The 22,127-nt window shown below is 60.0% G+C and carries 18 protein-coding genes and 5 tRNA genes; 1 reads left to right on the plus strand and 22 read right to left on the minus strand.

The features are described from left to right. The 19 genes from tuf (K7R21_RS19225) to K7R21_RS19315 form a co-directional block, all read right to left on the minus strand. Positions 1-1,127, minus strand: a 1,127-nt coding sequence (tuf, locus tag K7R21_RS19225) for an elongation factor Tu (RefSeq protein ID WP_224984929.1), incomplete at its 3' end; no start/stop codon positions are given. A 34-nt stretch (positions 1,128-1,161) separates the two neighbouring features. Further along, the gene (gene fusA, locus K7R21_RS19230; RefSeq protein WP_224984930.1) at positions 1,162-3,240 is read right to left on the minus strand and encodes an elongation factor G; all 2,079 of its coding nucleotides are present in this window, start codon (positions 3,238-3,240) and stop codon (positions 1,162-1,164) included. Between the two features lie 50 nt (positions 3,241-3,290). Continuing rightward, positions 3,291-3,761 carry a 30S ribosomal protein S7 gene (gene rpsG / locus K7R21_RS19235; RefSeq protein WP_129128342.1) on the minus strand — a complete coding sequence of 157 codons (471 nt, stop codon included), beginning with the start codon at positions 3,759-3,761 and terminating at the stop codon, positions 3,291-3,293. A gap of 52 nt (positions 3,762-3,813) precedes the next feature. Continuing rightward, positions 3,814-4,185, minus strand: coding sequence for a 30S ribosomal protein S12 (rpsL, locus tag K7R21_RS19240; RefSeq protein ID WP_015719175.1), 372 nt, complete (start codon positions 4,183-4,185; stop codon positions 3,814-3,816). Between the two features lie 158 nt (positions 4,186-4,343). Then, positions 4,344-8,489, minus strand: a complete 4,146-nt coding sequence (gene rpoC, locus K7R21_RS19245; RefSeq protein WP_224984931.1) for a DNA-directed RNA polymerase subunit beta' — start codon at positions 8,487-8,489, stop codon at positions 4,344-4,346. A gap of 110 nt (positions 8,490-8,599) precedes the next feature. Beyond that, positions 8,600-12,715, minus strand: coding sequence for a DNA-directed RNA polymerase subunit beta (rpoB, locus tag K7R21_RS19250; RefSeq protein WP_224984932.1), 4,116 nt, complete (start codon positions 12,713-12,715; stop codon positions 8,600-8,602). Positions 12,716-12,877: 162 nt separating this feature from the next. Continuing rightward, entirely contained in the window at positions 12,878-13,258 is a 381-nt protein-coding gene (rplL, locus tag K7R21_RS19255) for a 50S ribosomal protein L7/L12 (RefSeq protein ID WP_217287376.1), read from the minus strand. Positions 13,259-13,318: 60 nt separating this feature from the next. Continuing rightward, a complete protein-coding gene (gene rplJ / locus K7R21_RS19260; RefSeq protein ID WP_183350951.1) occupies positions 13,319-13,840 on the minus strand; it encodes a 50S ribosomal protein L10 in 522 nt (173 codons plus the stop codon). 182 nt (positions 13,841-14,022) lie between these two features. Beyond that, positions 14,023-14,724, minus strand: coding sequence for a 50S ribosomal protein L1 (rplA, locus tag K7R21_RS19265; RefSeq protein WP_224984933.1), 702 nt, complete (start codon positions 14,722-14,724; stop codon positions 14,023-14,025). A 22-nt stretch (positions 14,725-14,746) separates the two neighbouring features. After that, positions 14,747-15,169 (minus strand): 50S ribosomal protein L11, encoded by a 423-nt coding sequence (rplK, locus tag K7R21_RS19270; protein WP_183350948.1) that lies wholly within the window; start codon positions 15,167-15,169, stop codon positions 14,747-14,749. Between the two features lie 63 nt (positions 15,170-15,232). Next, positions 15,233-15,760 (minus strand): transcription termination/antitermination protein NusG, encoded by a 528-nt coding sequence (gene nusG / locus K7R21_RS19275; protein ID WP_183350946.1) that lies wholly within the window; start codon positions 15,758-15,760, stop codon positions 15,233-15,235. A 12-nt stretch (positions 15,761-15,772) separates the two neighbouring features. Next, positions 15,773-15,958: a preprotein translocase subunit SecE gene (gene secE, locus K7R21_RS19280; protein ID WP_199390446.1), complete on the minus strand. Its 186-nt coding sequence runs from the start codon at positions 15,956-15,958 to the stop codon at positions 15,773-15,775. Between the two features lie 33 nt (positions 15,959-15,991). Next, positions 15,992-16,068: transfer RNA gene (locus tag K7R21_RS19285), tRNA-Trp, on the minus strand. 42 nt (positions 16,069-16,110) lie between these two features. After that, on the minus strand, positions 16,111-16,263 hold the full coding sequence (rpmG, locus tag K7R21_RS19290) for a 50S ribosomal protein L33 (RefSeq protein ID WP_183350942.1): 153 nt from the start codon (positions 16,261-16,263) through the stop codon (positions 16,111-16,113). A gap of 68 nt (positions 16,264-16,331) precedes the next feature. Next, positions 16,332-17,522, minus strand: a complete 1,191-nt coding sequence (gene tuf / locus K7R21_RS19295) for an elongation factor Tu (protein ID WP_224984934.1) — start codon at positions 17,520-17,522, stop codon at positions 16,332-16,334. Positions 17,523-17,582: 60 nt separating this feature from the next. After that, positions 17,583-17,658, minus strand: a tRNA-Thr gene (locus tag K7R21_RS19300). A gap of 11 nt (positions 17,659-17,669) precedes the next feature. Then, positions 17,670-17,746 (minus strand) — tRNA-Gly (locus tag K7R21_RS19305). Positions 17,747-17,858: 112 nt separating this feature from the next. After that, positions 17,859-17,943: transfer RNA gene (locus tag K7R21_RS19310), tRNA-Tyr, on the minus strand. A gap of 31 nt (positions 17,944-17,974) precedes the next feature. After that, positions 17,975-18,050, minus strand: a tRNA-Thr gene (locus K7R21_RS19315). A 430-nt stretch (positions 18,051-18,480) separates the two neighbouring features. On the opposite strand from K7R21_RS19315, the gene K7R21_RS19320 reads away from it, so the two are divergent. After that, positions 18,481-18,762, plus strand: a complete 282-nt coding sequence (locus K7R21_RS19320; RefSeq protein WP_224984935.1) for a DUF2917 domain-containing protein — start codon at positions 18,481-18,483, stop codon at positions 18,760-18,762. 8 nt (positions 18,763-18,770) lie between these two features. On the opposite strand, the gene K7R21_RS19325 is transcribed toward K7R21_RS19320, so the two are convergent. From K7R21_RS19325 to argC, 3 genes are all read right to left on the minus strand, one after another. Continuing rightward, positions 18,771-19,070, minus strand: a complete 300-nt coding sequence (locus K7R21_RS19325; RefSeq protein WP_224984936.1) for a YciI-like protein — start codon at positions 19,068-19,070, stop codon at positions 18,771-18,773. A gap of 2 nt (positions 19,071-19,072) precedes the next feature. Beyond that, positions 19,073-20,878 (minus strand): YgiQ family radical SAM protein, encoded by a 1,806-nt coding sequence (locus K7R21_RS19330; RefSeq protein WP_224984937.1) that lies wholly within the window; start codon positions 20,876-20,878, stop codon positions 19,073-19,075. Positions 20,879-21,021: 143 nt separating this feature from the next. Further along, the gene (argC, locus tag K7R21_RS19335) at positions 21,022-22,062 is read right to left on the minus strand and encodes an N-acetyl-gamma-glutamyl-phosphate reductase (protein ID WP_224984938.1); all 1,041 of its coding nucleotides are present in this window, start codon (positions 22,060-22,062) and stop codon (positions 21,022-21,024) included. Between the last annotated feature and the right edge of the window lie 65 nt (positions 22,063-22,127).

Raw genomic sequence — 22,127 nt, forward strand, 5'->3', positions numbered from 1 at the left:
CGCAGACCTTCGTCCATTGCGATCGGGGTGATCAGGTTCACGGTTACCGAGACGTTGTCGCCCGGCATAACCATCTCGACACCGGCCTCGAGGTCAACCACGCCGGTAACGTCGGTGGTCCTGAAGTAGAACTGCGGACGGTAGCCGTTGAAGAACGGGGTGTGACGGCCGCCCTCTTCCTTGGACAGGATGTAGGCTTCGGCTTTGAACTTGGTGTGCGGGGTGATGGAGCCCGGCTTGGCAAGAACCTGGCCACGCTCGATCTCCTCACGCTTCACGCCGCGCAGCAGCGCGCCGATGTTGTCGCCAGCGCGGCCTTCGTCGAGGAGCTTACGGAACATCTCGACGCCGGTAACGGTGGTCTTGGTGGTAGCTTTGATGCCGACGATCTCGACTTCCTCGCCGACCTTCACGATGCCACGCTCAACACGACCGGTAGCAACGGTACCACGACCGGAGATGGAGAACACGTCCTCGACCGGCATGAGGAACGGCTTGTCGATAGCGCGCTGCGGCTCCGGGATGTAGGCGTCGACGGCGTCCATCAGCTTCATGATGGCCTGCTCGCCCAGCTCGCCTGCATCGCCCTCGAGGCCTTTCAGAGCGGACCCCTTGATGATCGGGATATCGTCGCCCGGGAAGTCGTAGGAGGAGAGGAGTTCGCGAACTTCCAGCTCGACCAGCTCGAGGAGCTCCTCGTCGTCCACCATGTCGGCCTTGTTCAGGAACACGACGATGTAGGGGACGCCAACCTGACGTGCAAGCAGGATGTGCTCGCGGGTCTGCGGCATCGGGCCGTCAGCTGCGGAAACAACCAGGATCGCGCCGTCCATCTGCGCTGCACCGGTGATCATGTTCTTTACGTAGTCGGCGTGGCCCGGGCAGTCGACGTGAGCGTAGTGACGCTTGTCGGTCTCGTACTCGACGTGTGCGGTAGCGATGGTGATACCACGCTCACGCTCTTCCGGTGCGTTGTCGATCTGGTCGAACGCCTTGAACTCAGCCTGGCCTTTGCCGGCGAGCACCTTGGTGATCGCTGCGGTCAGGGTGGTTTTGCCGTGGTCGACGTGGCCGATGGTACCGATGTTTACATGCGGCTTGGTTCTTTCAAATTTAGCTTTTGCCATTTCGGAATCCTCCTAGTAGGGAAATTGGATTAATTTAGCCTTTGGCCTTCGCGACTATTTCCTCGGCAACCGACTTCGGTACCGGCTCGTAATGATCGAAGGTCATGGAGTAGGTCGCACGACCCTGGGTTGCGGAACGCAGGTCGGTGGAGTAGCCGAACATCTGGGCCAGCGGCACCATCGAGTTGACCACCTGCGCGCCTGCACGCCCTTCCATGCCCATGATGCGGCCACGGCGGGAGTTCAGGTCGCCGATGACGTCGCCCATGTACTCTTCCGGAACCACGACTTCGACGGACATGATCGGCTCCAGGATGATCGGGGCGGCCTTGGCGCAACCCTCTTTGAAGCCCATGGAACCTGCGATCTTGAACGCCATCTCGGAGGAGTCGACCTCGTGGTAGGAACCGTCGACCAGGGTGACCTTGACGTCGACCACCGGGAAACCGGCCATGACGCCGTTATCGAGAGACTCCTTGATGCCCTTGTCGACCGCCGGGATGTACTCACGGGGTACGACGCCGCCCTTGATAGCGTCGACGAACTCGTAGCCCTTGCCGGCCTCCTGCGGCTCGATCTCGAGCCAGACGTGACCGAACTGACCGCGACCGCCGGACTGGCGCACGAACTTCCCTTCCGCCTTGACCTTCTTGGTGATGGTCTCGCGGTAAGCAACCTGCGGCTTGCCGACGTTCGCCTCAACCTTGAACTCGCGGAACAGACGGTCCACGATGATCTCGAGGTGCAGCTCGCCCATGCCGGAGATGATGGTCTGGCCGGTCTCCTCGTCGGTCTTGACGCGGAAGGACGGGTCCTCGGAAGCGAGCTTGCCAAGCGACAGGCCCAGCTTCTCCTGGTCAGCCTTGGTCTTCGGCTCGATAGCGATGGAGATAACCGGCTCGGGGAACTCGATGGACTCGAGGATGACCGCGTGGTTCTCGTCGCACAGGGTGTCGCCGGTGGTGGTGTATTTAAGGCCTACCGCCGCGGCGATGTCGCCGGCGTAGACTTCCTTGATCTCTTCACGCTTGTTGGCGTGCATCTTCAGAATACGGCCGATCCTCTCGCGCTTGCCCTTGGTGGCGTTGTACACGTAGGAGCCGGACTGGATCACGCCCGAGTAGACGCGGAAGAAGCAGAGCTGCCCCACGAACGGGTCGGTCATGATCTTGAAGCCCAGTGCGGAGAAGGGCTCGTCGTCGGACGCATGACGCTCGATGGGAGCCTCGGTGTTGGCGTCGACGCCCTGGATAGCCGGGATGTCGGTCGGGGCCGGCATGTAGTCGAGAACCGCGTCAAGCAGGTGCTGCACGCCCTTGTTCTTGAAGGCGGAGCCGCAGATGACCGGGCAGATCTTGATGTCGAGGGTTGCCTGGCGGATGGCCGCTTTCAGCTCGGCGTTGGAGATCTCCTCGCCGCCCAGGTATTTCTCCATCAGCGCGTCGTCGTGGGAAGCGACTTCCTCGATCAGGGCCTCGCGGTACTCGTTGGCCTGGTCGACCAGGTCAGCCGGGATATCGACCACGTCGTACACCGCACCCATGGTCTCGTCGTTGAAGACGATCCCTTTCATCTCGATCAGGTCGACGAGGCCTTTGTAGTTCTCCTCGGAACCGATCGGGATCTGCAGGGCAACCGGGTTCGCCTTGAGGCGATCCTTGATCATGGCGATGCCGCGGAAGAAGTCTGCGCCGATACGGTCCATCTTGTTGATGAACGCGATACGCGGAACGCGGTACTTGTCAGCCTGGCGCCATACGGTCTCGGACTGGGGCTCAACGCCGCCGACCGAGCAGAAGACGGCGACAGCGCCGTCGAGAACACGCAGGGAACGCTCGACCTCGATGGTGAAGTCGACGTGACCCGGGGTGTCGATGATGTTGATACGGTGGTCTTTCCAGTTGCAGGTGGTAGCCGCGGAGGTGATGGTGATACCGCGCTCCTGCTCCTGCTCCATCCAGTCCATGGTAGCGGCGCCGTCATGGACCTCGCCGATCTTGTGGGAAACACCGGTGTAATAGAGAATACGCTCCGTGGTGGTGGTCTTCCCTGCATCTATGTGAGCCATGATCCCGATATTACGGGTCATTTCCAACGAAACCTGACGTGCCACTTACTGTTCCTCCGAGTTGCTTTCTAAGCCTTAATGGGTGCCGCCGTGAACTACCAGCGGTAATGGGCGAAGGCGCGGTTCGCCTCGGCCATCTTGTGGGTATCCTCACGCTTCTTGACCGCGGAACCGCGGTTGTTGTACGCGTCGAGGATCTCGCCGGCGAGCTTGTCGGTGACAGTCTTCTCGCTACGGGCGTTGGAGTACTTCACCAGCCAGCGCATAGCCAGGGACATGCGACGCTCCGGACGGACTTCGACCGGAACCTGGTAGGTGGAGCCGCCGACCCTGCGGGACTTGACTTCCAGCATCGGCTTGATGTTGTCCAGGCACTTCTTGAGCACCTTGACCGGCTCGTCGCCAGCCTTGCCGGCCGCGATCTCGAGGGCACCGTAGAGAGCTTTCTCGGCGGTGGACTTCTTGCCGTCCAGCATGATTATATTGATCAGCTTGGCAACCACCCTGTCACCGTATTTCGGATCCGGGAGGATCACCCGCTTTGCTACTTCTCTTCTTCTTGGCATGTCTTAACCTCTCACTTAAAATCGGTTACTTGGGTCTTTTTGCACCGTACGGTTACTTGGGCCTTTTCGCACCGTACTTGGAACGGCTCTTCATACGACCCTTGACGCCGACAGAGTCGAGCGTGCCGCGGACGATGTGGTAACGAACACCCGGAAGGTCCTTTACCCTGCCGCCCCTGATCAGGACAACGGAGTGTTCCTGGAGGTTGTGACCAACACCCGGAATGTAGGAGGTAACCTCGACGCCGTTGGTAAGCCTAACCCTGGCGACTTTACGAAGCGCAGAGTTCGGTTTCTTCGGGGTTGTGGTGTAAACCCTGGTGCAAACGCCCCTCTTCTGCGGGCAGCTCCTGAGTGCCGGAGCAGTGGATTTTTCACCCTTTGACTCCCGACCGTGACGAATAAGCTGATTAATAGTTGGCATACATTCCTCTCACGCGTTTCTTCTCCACGCACAGACGTACCCCGCGCGCGGAAGCGACGAAAATAGCAACAACGTACGTGCTTGTCAAGTTTTATTTGATAAAAGTGAGACGCCGGCCAGTGAAGCGAGGAACCCGCTCTCACTGGCCGGATACTGGACTAGGCTTCTTCTTCGTAGATCTCTTCATCTTCCGGTTCAACTGGCTCCGGAATGATTACTGGCTCCTCAGCAACCATGCGCAGGTTGCGGTAAAGAGCCAATCCCGTACCCGCCGGGATCAGGCGGCCCATGATCACGTTTTCCTTCAGACCACGCAGACTGTCGACCTTACCTTCAATTGATGCCTGTGTCAAGACTTTTGTTGTTTCCTGGAAGGAAGCAGCAGAAATAAATGACTCAGTGGAGAGCGATGCCTTGGTTATGCCAAGGAGCAGGGACTCTGCCGTGGCAGGACGCCCGCCCTTATCCATCGCCTTCTCGTTTTCTTCCTCAAAGACCCAGCGCTCGATCTGGTCATCGATCAAGAGGTTGGTATCGCCAACATCCTTCACCCTGACGCGACGCAGCATCTGACGTACGATGGTCTCGATGTGCTTGTCGTTGATCTTGACGCCCTGGAGACGGTAGACCTCCTGGACCTCGTCGACCAGGTACTTGGCCAGTTCTTTCTGGCCCAGTACGCGCAGAATGTCATGCGGGTTGGAGGAGCCGTCCATGAGCGCCTCGCCGGCGCGGACATGGTCCCCTTCGTGGACGCTGATGTGCTTCCCTTTGGGGATGAGGTATTCCTTCGGCTCGCCTACTTCCGGGGTGACGATTACTTTGCGCTTGCCCTTGGCGTCCTTACCGAAGGCGACCACGCCATCGATCTCGGTGATGACCGCGAAGTCCTTCGGTTTCCTCGCCTCGAAGAGCTCGGCGACGCGCGGCAGACCACCGGTGATGTCCTTGGTCTTGGTGGTTTCGCGCGGGATCTTGGCGATCACGTCACCTGCGGCAACCACGGTGTCTTCCATCACGTTGATGTTGGAGCCCACCGGCAGGTAGTAGCGCGCCATGCTCTCACCGATCTTGGCGGTTTTGCCCGACTCGTCCTTGATGGTGATGCGCGGACGCTTGTCGGCGTCGCGGGTTTCGATGATGACCTTCCTGGAGAGGCCGGTGACTTCGTCGACCTGCTCCTCCATGGTGACGCCCTCGATGACATCCCCGAACTTGATGCGGCCGGAGATCTCGGTGAGGATCGGCATGGTGTACGGGTCCCACTCGGCCAGCGACTGCCCCTGGGTGACCTTCTCTTCAGGGCTGACCTTGATCTTGGCGCCGTAGACGATGCCGTACTTCTCGCGCTCGCGCCCGGTCTCGTCCACGATGGCCAGTTCACCGTTACGGTTCATGACGATGTGGTGCCCTTCGGAGTTGGTTACGTAGTGCAGGTTGATGAACTTGGCGTAGCCCTCGTTCCTCGCATCCATGGAGGTCTGCTCGGCGCGACGGGATGCGGTACCACCGATGTGGAAGGTACGCATGGTCAGCTGGGTGCCCGGCTCGCCGATGGACTGGGCGGCGATGACGCCAACCGCCTCACCGCGGTTCACCAGGTGGCCGCGTGCCAGGTCACGGCCGTAGCACTTGGCGCAGATGCCGCGACGGCTCTCGCAGGTGAGCACCGAGCGGATCTTGACCTTCTCAAGGCCTGCCGCCTCGATCTTCGAGACCAGGGTCTCGTCGATTTCCTGGTTGGCTGCTACCAGCACGTCGCCGGTGACGGGGTCGAGGATGTCGTCCAGGGCCACACGGCCGAGGATACGGTCGCCGATGTGCTCGATGACCTCGCCACCCTCGGTGAGGGAGGAGACGGTCAGGCCGTCGATGGTGCCGCAATCCTCCTCGGTGATGATGGCGTCCTGGGCGACGTCGACCAGACGGCGGGTGAGGTAACCGGAGTTCGCCGTCTTGAGTGCGGTGTCGGCCAGACCTTTACGTGCACCGTGGGTGGAGATGAAGTACTGGAGCACGGTGAGGCCTTCGCGGAAGTTCGCGGTGATCGGGGTCTCGATGATCTCGCCCGACGGCTTAGCCATGAGTCCCCTCATCCCCGCCAGCTGGCGGATCTGCTGGGCGCTACCCCTTGCGCCGGAGTCGGCCATCATGTGGATCGCGTTGAAGGACGGTACCTTCACTTCTTTCCCTTCCGGGTCGGTGATGGTGTCGCGGGAGAGGTTGTCCAGCATCTCTTTCGCGATGTCTTCGGTCGATTTCGCCCAGATGTCGATGACCTTGTTGTAACGCTCGCCGTCGGTGATGAGACCTTCGGTGTACTGGTTCTGGATCTCCTGCACCTCTTCGGTGGCACGATTGATGATGGCCGGCTTCCCTTCCGGGATGACCATGTCGTTGATGGAGATGGAGATGCCCGCCTTGGCCGCGTAGCGGAAGCCGATCGACTTCAGCTTGTCGGCGAGGATGACGGTCTCCTTGTTGCCAGCCAGACGGTAGCAGGTGTCGACCAGGTTGGAGAGTTCCTTCTTGGTCATCACCTTGTTGATGGCTGAGAAGGGTACCGCGTCCGGCAGGATCTCGCGCAGCAGCACGCGGCCGACGGTGGTCTCGACCAGGGTCGGTTTTTCGTCGGAGACGAGGTTTTTCATCCTGACCTTGATGCGGGCCTGGAGGTGCACCTCGGTCGCATCCCAGGCGATGGACACTTCGTCCGGGGAGGCGAATATCTTCCCTTCGCCCTGCGCGAAGTGCTTCTCGCGGGTCATGTAGTAGATGCCGAGGACCATGTCCTGCGACGGCACGATGATAGGCTTGCCGTGCGCCGGCGACAGGATGTTGTTGGTCGACATCATGAGGACGCGTGCCTCCACCTGGCTCTCTACCGAGAGGGGGAGATGGACCGCCATCTGGTCACCGTCGAAGTCCGCGTTGAAGGCGGTGCAGACCAGCGGGTGGAGCTGGATCGCCTTGCCCTCGATGAGGACCGGCTCGAAGGCCTGGATGCCGAGGCGGTGCAGGGTCGGTGCGCGGTTCAGCAGGACCGGGTGCTCCTTGATGACCTCTTCGAGAACGTCCCAGACCTCCGGCTTCTCTTTCTCCACCATCTTCTTGGCGCTCTTGATGGTGGTGACGAAACCGCGCTCCTCGAGCTTGTTGTAGATGAACGGCTTGAAGAGCTCAAGGGCCATCTTCTTCGGCAGACCGCACTGGTGCAGCCTGAGTTCAGGACCGACGACGATAACGGAACGGCCGGAGTAGTCGACACGCTTACCCAGAAGGTTCTGGCGGAAGCGGCCCGACTTGCCCTTGAGCATGTCGGAGAGCGACTTGAGCGGACGCTTGTTGGGGCCGGCGATGGCGCGGCCGCGGCGGCCGTTGTCGAACAGTGCGTCGACCGCCTCCTGCAGCATGCGCTTCTCGTTCCTGATGATGACCTCGGGGGCCTGCAGTTCCATCAGGCGCTTCAAGCGGTTGTTGCGGTTGATGACGCGACGGTACAGGTCGTTCAGGTCGGAGGTCGCGAAACGGCCGCCGTCGAGCGGTACCAGCGGGCGCAGTTCCGGCGGCAGCACCGGGATGCACTCGAGGATCATCCACTCGGGCTTGTTGCCGGAGTTCTTGAAGGCGTCGATGACCTTGAGACGCTTCGCGGTCTTTTTGCGCTTCGCCTCGCTGGTCGCCTCCTGCATCTCGATGCGGAGCTGCTCGGAGAGCTGGTCCAGGTCCATCGAGGTCAGGCAGGTGCGGATTGCCGCAGCACCCATGCCGGCCTCGAAGCCGTAGTTATATTCCTCGAGGGCCTTCTGGTACTGGTCCTCGGAGAGCACGGTGCCAAAGGGCATGCCGGTCTCTTTCGGGTCGGTCACCACGTAGGCCTCGAAATAGAGCACCTTCTCGAGGTCCTTCAGGGTGATGTCCATCAGGTTGCCGATACGCGACGGCAGGGACTTAAGGAACCAGATGTGCGCCACCGGAGTGGCGAGGTCGATGTGGCCCAGGCGCTCGCGGCGCACCTTGGACGGGATGACCTCGACGCCGCACTTTTCGCAGACGATGCCGCGGTGCTTCATGCGCTTGTACTTGCCGCAGTTGCACTCGTAGTCCTTGGTCGGGCCGAAGATCTTGGCGCAGAAAAGACCGTCGCGCTCCGGCTTGAAGGTGCGGTAGTTGATGGTCTCCGGCTTCTTCACTTCCCCGAAGGAACGCTCGCGGATCTTGTCCGGCGAGGAGATCGAGATCTTGATGGACGAGAAGTGGAGCGGATCTTTCGGCTTATCGAAAAAATTGAAAATATCTTCCAAAGTATTTTCCTCCTTGGCGGTAGGAGTTACGTTATCTGTTTCAAGCAGTTCGTCGGACAGTCTGACCGGTCGGACTAGTCAGGCTAGTCGGACCGGTCAGACAAAGCGTCCTAGTCCTCTTCGGTCTCCAGCAGTTCCACGTCGAGACCAAGGGACTGCAGTTCCTTGATGAGGACGTTGAACGACTCGGGCAGGCCCGGCTCCAGGGTGTGCTTCCCTTTGACGATGGCCTCGTACATCCTGGTGCGGCCGGCCACGTCGTCGGACTTGACGGTGAGGAACTCCTGCAGCGCGTACGCGGCGCCGTAGGCTTCCATCGCCCAGACCTCCATCTCCCCGAGTCGCTGACCACCGAACTGCGCCTTGCCGCCCAGCGGCTGCTGGGTGACCAGGGAGTAGGGACCGATGCTCCTGGCGTGGATCTTGTCGTCGACCAAGTGGTGCAGTTTCAGGAAGTACATGATGCCGACGGTGACCTGGTGCATGAACTTGTCGCCGCTCTTGCCGTCGTAGAGCGTGACCTGGCCAGTGGTGCTGAAGCCTGCGTGGGTCAGCATCGACTGGATCGACTCCTCGCTCGCCCCCTCGAATACCGGCGACGACATCGGGATGCCGCGCTTGAGGCGGCGTGCCACGTTGAGAAGCTCCTCCCCTTCCAGGGTGTCGAGGAAGCGGTCCATTTCCGGGTTGTCGTACGCGCCCTTCAGGAACCTCTTGATCTCATCGTGCGGGGCGTTCTTCTCGAGGAACTCCTCGATCTTCCAGCCAAGACCCTTGGCGCCCCAACCGAGGTGCATCTCGAGGATCTGCCCCACGTTCATACGGGAAGGTACGCCCAGCGGGTTCAGCACGATCTCTACCGGACGGCCGTCTTCCATGTACGGCATATCCTCTTCCGGGAGGATCCTGGAAACGACGCCCTTGTTACCGTGGCGCCCCGCCATCTTGTCGCCCACCTGGAGCTTACGCTTGATGGCGATGTAGACCTTGACCATCTTGATGACGCCCGGCGGCAGGTCGTCGCCGCGACGCAGCTTCTGCACCTTGTCGTCGAAGACGTACTTGATGATGTCGATCTGCTGGTTCAGCGTGGACAGGGTCTGGGCCACTTTTTCGTCGATGGTATCGTCATCGGCGATGGAGATCTCGTCCCAGCGGTCCATGGAGAACGACTTCAGCATCTCCTCGGTGATGACGGCCCCTTTCGGGATCAGTACCTTGCCGTCGGTACCTTCTATCTTCACTGCGGCGGTCTTGCCCACCAACAGTTTCTTCAGCTTGCCGATAGCCGAGTCGCGGATGATGCGGATCTCGTCCTGCTCGTCCTTACGCAGGCGCTGCTCTTCGGCCTTCTCGATGATCTCGGTACGGGCGTCCTTATCGGCACCCTTCCTGGAGAAGATCTTGGCGCCGATGACGGTGCCCTCTACCCCCGGCGGAACCCTGAGCGAGGTGTCGCGCACGTCGCCTGCCTTCTCGCCGAAGATGGCCCTGAGGAGCTTCTCTTCCGGGGAGAGCTGGGTCTCGCCTTTCGGGGTGATCTTGCCGACCAGGATGTCGCCCGGGCGAACCTCGGCGCCGATCCTGATGATGCCGGACTCGTCGAGGTCCTTGAGGGTCTCTTCGCCCAGGTTCGGGATATCGGAGGTGATCTCCTCCTTGCCGAGCTTCGTGTCGCGGGCCACGGCCTCGAACTCCTCGATGTGGATCGAGGTGTAGCGGTCGTCTTTTACCAGGCGCTCCGAGATGAGAATGGAGTCCTCGTAGTTGTAGCCGCCCCACGGCATGAACGCGATCAGCACGTTCTGTCCCAGAGCCAGCTCACCCATGTCGGTCGAAGGACCGTCGGCGATGATGTCGCCGGCCTTGACATGGTCGCCCACCTTGACCACCGGCCTCTGGTTGATGCAGGTGTTCTGGTTGGAACGGGCGAACTTGATCAGGTTGTAGATGTCGACACCGGTGCCGGTGGCATCGTACTGGTCCTCGTCGATCTTGACGACGATGCGGGATGCGTCGACGCTCTCGACCACGCCGTTGTGGCGGGCGACCGAGGAAACCCCGGAGTCGCGTGCCACGACGCGCTCCATGCCGGTACCGACCAGCGGGGAGTCGGCGCGCAGCAGCGGTACCGCCTGGCGCTGCATGTTGGAACCCATGAGTGCACGGTTCGCGTCGTCGTTCTCGAGGAACGGGATCAGCGAGGCCGCGACCGACACCAGCTGCATCGGGGCGACGTCCATGAGCTCCAGCTCGTCACGACCGACCAGCACGAACTCGCCGGACTTCCTGGCAGAGATGTAGTCGGCGACGAAGCGGCCGGTCTCGTCGATGTCGGCGTTGGCCTGGGCGATGGCGTGGCCTTCCTCTTCCAGTGCGGAGAAGAAGCGGACCTCGTCGGTCACCTTGCCATCGCGCACCACGCGGTACGGCGTCTCGACGAAGCCGTGCTCGTTGATGCGGGCGTAGGTGGACAGGGACGCGATCAGACCGATGTTCGGGCCTTCAGGGGTCTCAATCGGGCAGACGCGGCCGTAGTGAGTCGGGTGTACGTCGCGGACTTCGAAGCCAGCGCGCTCGCGGGTAAGACCGCCCGGTCCAAGGGCCGAGAGACGACGCTTGTGGGTGACCTCGGAGAGCGGGTTGGTCTGGTCCATGAACTGCGACAGCTGCGAGGAACCGAAGAACTCCTTGACGACGGCGGAAACCGGCTTGGAGTTGATCAGGTCGTGCGGCATCAGGTTCTCGACTTCCTGCAGCGACATGCGCTCCTTGATGGCGCGCTCCATCCTCACCAGGCCGATGCGGTACTGGTTCTCGAGGAGTTCACCCACGGCGCGCACGCGGCGGTTGCCCAGGTGGTCGATGTCGTCGATGTTGCCCTTGCCGTTTTTCAGCTCGATCAGGTAGCGCACCACCTCGAGGATGTCCTCGCGGGTGAGGGTCATGCAGTCAAGCGGCACGTCCACGCCCAGCTTGTAGTTGAGCTTCAAGCGGCCTACGGCGGAGAGGTCGTAACGCTCTGCGTTGAAGAACAGGTTCTCGAAGAGAACCAGCGCGCTCTTCAGGGTCGGCGGATCGCCCGGACGCAGACGGCGGTAGATCTCGATCAGCGCCTCGTCGGTGGAGCCGATCTTGTCGATCAGGATGGTGTCGCGGAAGCTGGAGGTGACGTGCAGGTTGTCGATAAAGAGCACCTGGAAGGAAGTGATCCCCTTCTGGGTCATCTCCTCGAGCTTCGCCTGGGTAATCTCCTCGTTGCACTCCACCACGATTTCGCCGGTAGCGGGATCGTAGATGTCGTGGGAAGCGACCTTGCCGACCACCTCCTCCTCGGCAATGGGAATCTCCTTGATGCCGTGCTCGGCCATCTTACGGAGCGCCGCCTTGGTGAACTTGCGGTTCGCCTTGAGGATGACTTCCTGGGTGCCCGGGTCCACGATGTCCGCGGTGGCCTTCTGGTTGGAGAGGAGGTCCGCGTCCACCAGCTTGGTCATGGCGCCGTTCTCGCCGACCTTCACTTCCTCAGACTTGTAGAAGTAGTTGATCAGCGCGTCGTTGGAGTAGCCAAGGGCCTTCAGGAGCACGGTGGCCGGCATCTTGCGACGCCTGTCTATGCGAACATAAAGGATGTCTTTATGGTCAAATTCAAAGTCAAGCCACGAACCGCGGTACGGGATCACGCGGGCCGAGTAGAGCACCTTGCCACTGGAGTGGGTCTTGCCCTTGTCGTGGTCGTAAAACACGCCCGGCGAGCGGTGCAGCTGGCTCACGATAACGCGCTCGGTGCCGTTTATGATAAAGGTCCCGTTGTCGGTCATCAGCGGGATTTCGCCGAAATAAACCTCCTGCTCCTTGATGTCGCGGATCGATCTGGTACCGGGGTCCTTCGCCACGTCCCACACAACCAGCCTTACCTTCACCTTCATCGGTGCGGCAAAGGTCATCCCCCTCTGGTGGCACTCCTCCACGTCGTACTTCGGCGCGCCCAGCGAATACGAAACGTACTCAAGCGAGGCGGTGTCGCTGAAGTCCCTGATCGGGAACACGCTGCGGAACACGGCTTCCAGGCCGGAGTTCTTGCGTGCGTCTACGGGAGTGTCGAGTTGGAGGAATCTCTTGTAGGAATTTTTCTGGATGTCGATGAGGTTCGGTATGTCGATGATCTTGTGGATCTTGGCGAAGTTCTTGCGCAACAGGGGGTTATTCGCGATTGAATAAGCCATATCTTCTCCTTGTGGTGAACGCCTTGGAAGACCTCCACCCCCTTGAATTTCCTGCTGTTCTGGTCGGACGGGGCTGCGGGGTGAAGCGGCCTCAAACTAAAATAGAACAGCCAAGGCCGCAAAAAGCGACCTTGGCTTTGGTAAAGATCGGTGCGAAGCTGCTTACTTAACTTCCACTTCTGCGCCAGCCTCGACCAGCTGCTTCTGTGCGTCGGCAGCTTCTTCTTTGGAGATGCCAGTCTTGACCGGCTGCGGAGCGCCGTCGACCAGGTCCTTGGCTTCTTTGAGGCCCAGGGAGGTCAGGCCGCGAACGACCTTGATGACGCCGATCTTGTTGGCGCCAGCGGACTTCAGGATGACGTCGAACTCGGTCTTCTCTTCAGCAGCTTCAGCCGGGCCAGCAGCCGGGCCAGCAGCAGCGACAGCAACCGGAGCGGCTGCGGAAACGCCGAACTTCTCCTCGAGCTCTTTCACGAGGCCAGCAAGTTCGAGGACGGACATGTTCTCAATGAAGCTGATTACTTCTTCTTTGGTGATAGCCATTTCTTTCTCCTCCAGAGAATATTGTTAGATGTTTAAAGCGAAAATTGTTGGTGACTGCGACTAGGCAGCCTTCTGGATCCTGATCTGCTCCAGCGCGCGTACGAAACCGCCCGGGACAGCCGCGAGAACGCGTACGAAGTTGCTTGCCGGTGCCTGCATGCTGCCCAGCATCTTGGCGATAAGCACTTCGCGGCTCGGCAGGTCTGCCAGAGCCTGAATCTCAGCCACGTTGATGGTCTTGCCGGTGAGCACGCCAGCTTTCAAGGTAAACGGGTTAGTGTTTTCCTTGTTGAAGCGGGACAGCACCTTGGCTGCCGCGACGGGATCGTCGTAGCAAAGGGCGATGGCAGTGGGGCCTGCGTAGTACTGCGACAGACCTTCCTTGTCGGTCCCTTTGGAAGCGATCTCGAGCAGGGTGTTCTTGACGACTTTGTACTCCGCGTTGGCTTTCCTGAGCTCGTTTCTGAGCTCGGTGGCCTGGCCGACGTTCATCCCGCGGAAATCCGCGAGGAATACCGCCTGCGCCCTCTGGAGCTTGTCGTGCATCTCGGCAACAAGTTCTTGCTTGTTTTCCTTATTCAAGCGCCTTCCTCCTTTCTTTTGGTATACGGGTACGGAACCCCGCCAAAGTCAGGAAGTTGCGGAACATGCTTTTTCGCGCAACATCTGCAAGTCTCGGTTGGCCGCCTGGAAGCGTTTAAGCGCCGACGATGCTACTGGCACACCCACTGTCTTTGACTTTGGCTTTACAGCGATACTGCTCTTTATTTCAAGACCGCGCTGATGTCAGCGAGATCGATGGTGACGCCCGGGCCCATGGTGGAGGACACGGAGACCTTCTTCATGTAGGTGCCCTTGGCGGCAGCCGGCTTCGCCTTCTGGAGGGCTTCCACCAGGGCGACGACGTTCTGCTTCAGGGTTTCTGCGGTGAAGGAAACCTTGCCTACCGGAGCGTGGATGATACCGGCCTTCTCGACGCGGAACTCAACCTTACCGGACTTGGACTCCTTGATGGCGCGAGCCAGGTCGAAGGTAACGGTTCCGACCTTCGGGTTCGGCATCAGGCCGCGGGGACCGAGGAGCTTACCGATCTTACCGACCACACCCATCATGTCCGGGGTAGCGATGGCGGTGTCAAACTCGAACCACCCTTCCTGGATCTTGGCGACCAGGTCGTCGGCACCGACGTAATCAGCACCGGCCTCGCGGGCCTCCTTCTCCTTCTCGCCTTTGGCGAAGACCAAGACGCGCACGTCCTTGCCGAGACCGTTGGGGAGCACGACGGCGCCGCGGACCATCTGGTCGGCGTGACGCGGGTCAACGCCCAGCTTCACCACCAGGTCGACAGTCTCGTCGAACTTCGCATAAGCCGCGCTCTTCACGAGCTCAAGGCCGTCGGTCAGGGGATAGGTTTTGGTCCTGTCGACCTTGGCGCGAGCCTCTTTAAGCTTTTTTGTCATAGACATTTCTGATAACCCTCTCTTTAACTTAAGCTATTTCAACGCCCATGCTGCGCGCGGTACCTTCAATGGTCTTCATGGCAGCCTCAAGGCTCGCGGCATTGAGGTCGGGCATCTTCTTCGTAGCGATCTCGCGGACCTGCTCCTTGGTCAGCTTGCCCACCTTGGTCTTGTTGGGGGTAGCGGAACCGCTCTGGAGGCCGAGAGCTTTCTTGATGAGGACCGGAGCCGGCGGGGTCTTGGTGATGAAGGTGAAGGACCTGTCAGCGTAGACAGTGATGACGACCGGGGTGATGGTCCCTTCGTCCGCCTGGGTCTTCGCATTGAAAGCCTTGCAGAACTCCATGATGTTGACGCCGTGCTGACCGAGTGCGGGACCGATCGGAGGAGACGGGTTTGCCTTCCCTGCGGGTACCTGCAGCTTTATGTAACCGGTGATCTTTTTCGCCATTTTCCTACTCCTTTTTCATTCCTTCGAACTGCCTGAAGCTTCTTATCGGCAACAGTGGTTTCCCTACTGCTTTTCTACCTGCATAAATTCGAGCTCGACCGGGGTCGCGCGCCCGAAGATGCTGACCATGACCTTGAGTTTCCCCTTGTCCGGCTTGACGTCCTCGACCACACCCGAGAAGTTGAGGAAGGGACCGTCGATGACCCTGACCGTCTCGCCCACTTCGAAGAGGACCTTGGGACGGGGCTTTTCGGCTCCCTCTTCCATCCTCTTGGTGATCTTGTTGACTTCGTCGTCCGGGATCGGGAAGGGATTATTGCCACCGACGAACCCGGTTACCTTCGCGGTCTCCTTGACCACGTGCCAGGTGTCGTCGTTCAGTTCCATGTTCACCAGGATGTATCCGGGGAAGAACTTCCTGGAAGAAGTCTTCTTCTCCCCCTTCTTAAGTTCGACGACGGTTTCGCACGGGATCAGGATCTCGCCGAAGAACTCCTCCATCTCGAGGTTCTTGATGCGCTCTGCCAGAGAGAGCCGCACCTTGTTCTCGAAACCGGAGTAGGTATGTACGCCGTACCATTTGTGTGCCATTTGATGAGTCCTCTAGCGGAGAATCGACTTGATGAGCTTAGTAAGGACCACGTCGCAGACGCCAAGGTAAAGTGAGATGATCACGATGATGACGACAACCACCTGAGCAGTAGAGAAGGTCTCTTTACGCGTCGGCCAAGTCACCTTGGCAAGCTCCGCCTGTACATCCTCGAAAAAAGTCTTGGCTTTCGCGAGCACTTGTCACTCCCCACTTCGTGAAGATAAAAAAAATGGCAGGCCAGGAGGGATTCGAACCCCCAACACCCGGTTTTGGAGACCGGTGCTCTAGCCGTTAGAGCTACTGGCCTGCGGCGGAGGTTCCCGGACAGTTCCGGGAACCCCAAATCAAACTATTTGGTTTCCTTGTGCGGCGTGTGCTTCTGGCAGAAGCGGCAGTACTTGTTGAACTCCAGCTTCTGAGGCGTATTCTTCTTGTTCTTCGTGGTGGTATAGTTACGCTGTTTGCACTCGGTGCACCCAAGGGTGATGATGTCTCTAGGCATTTTCTTTCGTCCTTTTCAAACTATTTTCGTGTCCCAATCCTTCCGGAACTCAAAGGCCCCGTCAGGTCCTACTCGATGATGGAGGCAACGACACCTGCACCGACGGTGCGGCCGCCTTCGCGGATTGCGAAGCGCAGACCTTCGTCCATTGCGATCGGGGTGATCAGGTTCACGGTTACCGAGACGTTGTCGCCCGGCATAACCATCTCGACACCGGCCTCGAGGTCAACCACGCCGGTAACGTCGGTGGTCCTGAAGTAGAACTGCGGACGGTAGCCGTTGAAGAACGGGGTGTGACGGCCGCCCTCTTCCTTGGACAGGATGTAGGCTTCGGCTTTGAACTTGGTGTGCGGGGTGATGGAGCCCGGCTTGGCAAGAACCTGGCCACGCTCGATCTCCTCACGCTTCACGCCGCGCAGCAGCGCGCCGATGTTGTCGCCAGCGCGGCCTTCGTCGAGGAGCTTACGGAACATCTCGACGCCGGTAACGGTGGTCTTGGTGGTAGCTTTGATGCCGACGATCTCGACTTCCTCGCCGACCTTCACGATGCCACGCTCAACACGACCGGTAGCAACGGTACCACGACCGGAGATGGAGAACACGTCCTCGACCGGCATGAGGAACGGCTTGTCGATAGCGCGCTGCGGCTCCGGGATGTAGGCGTCGACGGCGTCCATCAGCTTCATGATGGCCTGCTCGCCCAGCTCGCCTGCATCGCCCTCGAGGCCTTTCAGAGCGGACCCCTTGATGATCGGGATATCGTCGCCCGGGAAGTCGTAGGAGGAGAGGAGTTCGCGAACTTCCAGCTCGACCAGCTCGAGGAGCTCCTCGTCGTCCACCATGTCGGCCTTGTTCAGGAACACGACGATGTAGGGGACGCCAACCTGACGTGCAAGCAGGATGTGCTCGCGGGTCTGCGGCATCGGGCCGTCAGCTGCGGAAACAACCAGGATCGCGCCGTCCATCTGCGCTGCACCGGTGATCATGTTCTTTACGTAGTCGGCGTGGCCCGGGCAGTCGACGTGAGCATAGTGACGCTTGTCGGTCTCGTACTCGACGTGTGCGGTGGCGATGGTGATACCACGCTCACGCTCTTCCGGTGCGTTGTCGATCTGGTCGAACGCCTTGAACTCAGCCTGGCCTTTGCCGGCGAGCACCTTGGTGATAGCTGCGGTCAGGGTGGTCTTGCCGTGGTCGACGTGACCGATGGTCCCTATGTTCACATGCGGTTTAGTTCTTTCGAATTTAGCTTTAGCCATGAGGAATCCTCCCTGATGTATCTACTACAGCTGTTATGTGAATGCTTTTTCTAGAAGGGATGGAGCCCACAACCGGATTCGAACCGGTGACCTCTTCCTTACCAAGGAAGTGCTCTACCTACTGAGCTATGTGGGCGTATTCTTTTTTGGAGCGGGAAACGGGACTCGAACCCGCGACCCTCAGCTTGGAAGGCTGATGCTCTAGCCAACTGAGCTATTCCCGCCAATTCCCTGCTCTGAAGTTTTTTGACTCGACTTGCGCTCCACTCAACCAGTACCAGCGACCCGCTAAGATCTCCTGATTTGAGCAGATGCTCATCTCATCTGAAGTTTGTATGGTGGAGGGAGGAGGATTCGAACCTCCGAAGTCGATGACGACAGATTTACAGTCTGTTCCCTTTGGCCGCTCGGGAATCCCTCCAGACAGAAGTGGTGCTATTAACTTTTCAATCTGGAGCTGACGATGGGACTCGAACCCGCAACCTGCTGATTACAAGTCAGCTGCTCTACCAATTGAGCTACGCCAGCTGATTCGCTACCATCCGCTACCATTTCGCCGCGCCCTTGTGTTGCGAAGCGAATCCCTGTTCTAAAGCAAAAGGAGTTCGGTGTCAACATCTTTTTTTCCGCGTGCGAATTTATTTTTCCGAGGGCAACATATACAACTCAATCGTTACATAGACTTGCCGCCGGGGCAGGCAAGAAACCGAGACTATAGCAGCAGTTTTTTCTCAATGCAACCTCATTCTTCCATTACGTTGCAACTGCGCCATTTCCCGCTCCTGCAGGCACCCTCTCCCCGCCGTCCTGACAATGCACGGGTACAGTTCCCCGGCTTTCCAGCAGTTACAGCGGCAATCTCGCGCAATTGTCATGGCTACAAATCACTTTTCCTGTGTCTGTACTCATTGACCGGGCACCGCTATAGTTGACTCACCTAAAGTAAACGGAGGACGCTATGGAATGCTCGCTAGGAAAAGGGGAACTGTTGAGCCTGACGGGGGGAGCGCACGGGCTCATGCTGCGCTGTCTCACCGGAACCATCTGGCTTACCAAGGGAGACGGCAGGGATTACCTCGTGCGCCGGGGGAACAGCTTTGAGCTGACCAGGGGAGAGTCGGCGCTGATGGAAGCTCTCGAAGCAGCAGAACTGCAGATGAGAGCAGCTGGCGTGATACAGGAAAGCAGGTCCGCGCTGGCCGCGCAGCCGGCGGGACCTTTCCTGCCACGCCCCCTCTAGAGAAAATACTACGGGCGAACCGGTGCGTGGGCTTGGTCGCCGACCACGGTGTACCAGCCGCGCACGGTCCACTTCGCCACCAGCCCGTTCAAGACGTAAGGATCGGCCTTGGCAAACGCCTCCGGCACTTCCGGCGACTCCGCCTTGAAGAGGAGGACGGCGCCATCGGCCGGATCGGTGAGAGCACCACCGAGAATCAACTCGCCGCGCTGCGCTGCCTCCCAGGCCAACGCCAGGTGAGCCCCGCGAAATTCGCCCCTGCGCTCCAGGTAATCCGGAGCGACTTCATACAGCAACAGATAGTGCATGGCTACCTCCTGTTGTTCTGCCCGAACAATTCAGCTGCGGCATCCTCACGGCCGCACTCCTTCAGTGCCGCCAGACAATTCTTTCTCTCTTCCGGTACGTGGTACAAAAGTAGCGACTTCTGCAGCCCCTTCTCCTTATCCGTCCGCGCCACGTAAACCTTCTCTCCGGTAAATGGATCCACCCCCGTGTGGTAGATGCAGGTCGACAGAGTCCCGGGCGTGGGGGTGAAATCCTGTACCTGCTCCACCCGCATCCCCCAGCGCTTCAGCATCAGCGCGAGATCCACCATGTCCGACAGCGTGCAGCCAGGATGCCCGGAAATGAAATACGGCACGATGTACTGCCTCTTGCCCGCCTTGGCGCTCTCTTTCTGAAAGGAATCCCTGAAACGGTCGAAGCAGTCGTGCCCGGGCTTGCGCATCACCGAGGTGACGCGATCGGTGAGGTGCTCCGGGGCCACCTTCAACAAACCACTTACATGGTTCGAGACCAGTTCGCGCAGGTAGCGGGGCTGGCGTTCCATCAGGTCATAGCGCACCCCCGACGAAACGGCGACGTGCTTAACGCCGGAAACGCGGCGTGCCTTGGCGAGGAGCCGGGAACTGCCTGCGTCATCGGTAACCAGATTCTTGCAGATCTTGGGGTACAGGCAGCTTTCGCGGCGACACTTGGCGCCAGCCTCGGCGTTGCCGCAGGAGAGGCCGAACATGTTAGCGGTCGGGCCGCCCAGGTCGCTCACACTGCCACGAAACCAGGGCAAAGCCGCCAGCTGTTCCAGTTCCTGCAGCACGCTATGTTCGCTGCGGGATTGAATAGTCTTCCCCTGGTGATGAGTGATGGCGCAGAAGGCGCAGCCGCCGAAACAGCCGCGGTGGGTAGTAATGGAGTTTCGGATCTGCTCGTAAGCCGGGACGGCCTCCTTGTAGCTCGGGTGCGGCGCCTTCATGAAGGGGAGCGCGTAGATCGCGTCCAGCGCCTGCTCGCTAAGCGGCCACGCCGGAGGGTTGCAGACCAGATAGCGTTGGGCGTGGCGCTGGATCACGGTCCTGGCACAGCCGGGGTTCTGTTCTCCCGACAGCAGACGGAACGATTTCGCGTAAGCGCCCTTGTCGGTCGACACCTCCTCGTAGCTCGGCAGTTCCACAACGTCCCCACCCGCGTCCGGCAGGGTCGAGGTGGGATACGCCGTGCCGCGGATGTCGCGGATGGACGCGAAGGTCTCACCCTTTTGCAGCCGCTGCACCAGTTCCAGGAGCGGGCTCTCCCCCATGCCGTAGATGAGCAGATCCGCCTTGGCGTCAAAGAGCGCGGAGCGGCGCACCTTGTCTTCCCAGAAGTCATAGTGCGCAAAGCGGCGGAGACTCGCCTCGATGCCGCCGATCACCACCGGAACATCCCGATAGGCTTCCTTTAACCGCGAGGTGTAGATGATAGTGGCGCGGTTGGGGCGCGCACCGTGGCGGTTGCCGGGAGTGTAGGCGTCGTCCCGGCGCAGCTTACGGGCCGGTGTGTAGTGGGCGACCATGGAATCCATGGCCCCGGCAGCTACGGCGAAGAACAGGCGCGGGCGGCCCAGCGCCATAAAGGGCTCCTTGCTGCGCCAGTCCGGCTGCGGGATGATGCCGACACGGAGCCCCTTCGACTCCAGGAGTCGAGCCAGGAGCGGCACGCCGAAAGAAGGGTGGTCCACGTAGGCGTCGCCGGAGACGAAGATCACATCGAGCTCGTTCCAGCCGCGAGCCTTTGCTTCGGAAAGGGAGATAGGGATAAACCGGGAAGGAGACTGCTTGAGTCGTGCCTGTTTCATATAAACCTTGTACCGTCACCCCTCTCCCCCCGGGAGAGGGGTGCCCGAAGGGCGGGTGAGGGCGATGCCTTTCGCGAAAGCCCGCTGGCTGCGGCGCCCTCACCCTGCCCTCTCCTCGGAGGGAGAGGGTGTGGAAACAGCTGTTACGGGAAGATCCCCAGGAAATCGAGCCCCAGCGTTTCGGGAAGGCCGCACATGAGGTTCATGTTCTGCACCGCCTGACCGGACGCACCTTTCACCAGGTTGTCGATGGCAGAGACCACGATGATCCTTCCGGTCCTTTCGTCCACCACGACGCCGATATCGCAGAAGTTGGAGCCCCTGACGTGCGCCGTCGAGGGCAGCACCCCCTCGGGAAGCATCCTGACAAACGGCTCCCCCTCATAGAAGGTCTCGTACAGGGTGATCAGCTCCGCCGCCTTAACCTTCCCGGTCGGGACACTGTAGATGGTCGAGAGAATGCCGCGGTCCATCGGAACCAGGTGCGGCGTAAAAGAGATGGTGAGCGGAGTACTAGCCAGCAGCGAGAGTTCCTGCTCGATCTCCGGGATATGACGATGCACGCCACCCACGCCGTAAGCCTTGAAGCCTTCGTTGACCTCGCAGTAGAGGTTATCCACCTTGGCGCTGCGCCCGGCACCAGAGGTCCCGGATTTCGCGTCCACGATGATGCTCTTGGGGTCGATTACCTTCCCTTTCAGCAGCGGGGCCAGGCCGAGGATGACGCTGGTCGGGTAGCAGCCCGGGTTGGCGATGAGGCTCGCTTCGCGGATCTTGTCGCGACGCAGTTCGGGCAGACCGTACACCGCCTGGGAGAGGAGCTCCGGGGTCAGGTGCTTTTCGTACCACGTGCCGTACACGTCGGCGTCATGCAGACGGTAGTCGGCGGAAAGGTCGACCACGTCCTTGCCCATTTTCAGGAAGATCGGCACGACCGCCATGGCCGCCTTGTGCGGCAGCGCGGTGAAGACCACGTCAACCTGCTCGGCAACCCGGACCGGCTCCAGGGGTTCGAGGACAAGGTCGCACCTGCCGCGAAGAGTCGGGAACACGTCGCTCACCGGGCGCCCGGCGCTCTGTTCCGAGGTGACGCAGGTAACGGCGACTTCCGGGTGGGCATGCAGGATACGGATAAGTTCGACGCCGGTATAGCCGCTGGCACCGACGATGGCAACCTTGATCATAAAGGCCTCCTCTACTTACATCTGAAAGAAATAGGAGTTTGATGTTAGCACAACAAAACCATTAA

Origin of the sequence: Geomonas agri, from assembly GCF_020179605.1 — a bacterium.
GTDB classification, from domain to species: domain Bacteria; phylum Desulfobacterota; class Desulfuromonadia; order Geobacterales; family Geobacteraceae; genus Geomonas; species Geomonas agri.

Excerpts from the sequence above, each read along its gene's own strand:
- argC (WP_224984938.1), bottom strand. The coding sequence starts at position 22,062 with ATGATCAAGGTTGCCATCGTCGGTGCCAGCGGCTATACCGGCGTCGAA.
- rpsG (WP_129128342.1), bottom strand. The coding sequence starts at position 3,761 with ATGCCAAGAAGAAGAGAAGTAGCAAAGCGGGTGATCCTCCCGGATCCG.
- rplL (WP_217287376.1), bottom strand. The coding sequence starts at position 13,258 with ATGGCTATCACCAAAGAAGAAGTAATCAGCTTCATTGAGAACATGTCC.
- rpmG (WP_183350942.1), bottom strand. The coding sequence starts at position 16,263 with ATGCCTAGAGACATCATCACCCTTGGGTGCACCGAGTGCAAACAGCGT.
- K7R21_RS19320 (WP_224984935.1), top strand. The coding sequence starts at position 18,481 with ATGGAATGCTCGCTAGGAAAAGGGGAACTGTTGAGCCTGACGGGGGGA.
- K7R21_RS19330 (WP_224984937.1), bottom strand. The coding sequence starts at position 20,878 with ATGAAACAGGCACGACTCAAGCAGTCTCCTTCCCGGTTTATCCCTATC.
- rpsL (WP_015719175.1), bottom strand. The coding sequence starts at position 4,185 with ATGCCAACTATTAATCAGCTTATTCGTCACGGTCGGGAGTCAAAGGGT.
- rplK (WP_183350948.1), bottom strand. The coding sequence starts at position 15,169 with ATGGCGAAAAAGATCACCGGTTACATAAAGCTGCAGGTACCCGCAGGG.
- rpoB (WP_224984932.1), bottom strand. The coding sequence starts at position 12,715 with ATGGCTTATTCAATCGCGAATAACCCCCTGTTGCGCAAGAACTTCGCC.
- rplA (WP_224984933.1), bottom strand. The coding sequence starts at position 14,724 with ATGTCTATGACAAAAAAGCTTAAAGAGGCTCGCGCCAAGGTCGACAGG.
- nusG (WP_183350946.1), bottom strand. The coding sequence starts at position 15,760 with ATGGCACACAAATGGTACGGCGTACATACCTACTCCGGTTTCGAGAAC.
- tuf (WP_224984934.1), bottom strand. The coding sequence starts at position 17,522 with ATGGCTAAAGCTAAATTCGAAAGAACTAAACCGCATGTGAACATAGGG.
- K7R21_RS19325 (WP_224984936.1), bottom strand. The coding sequence starts at position 19,070 with ATGCACTATCTGTTGCTGTATGAAGTCGCTCCGGATTACCTGGAGCGC.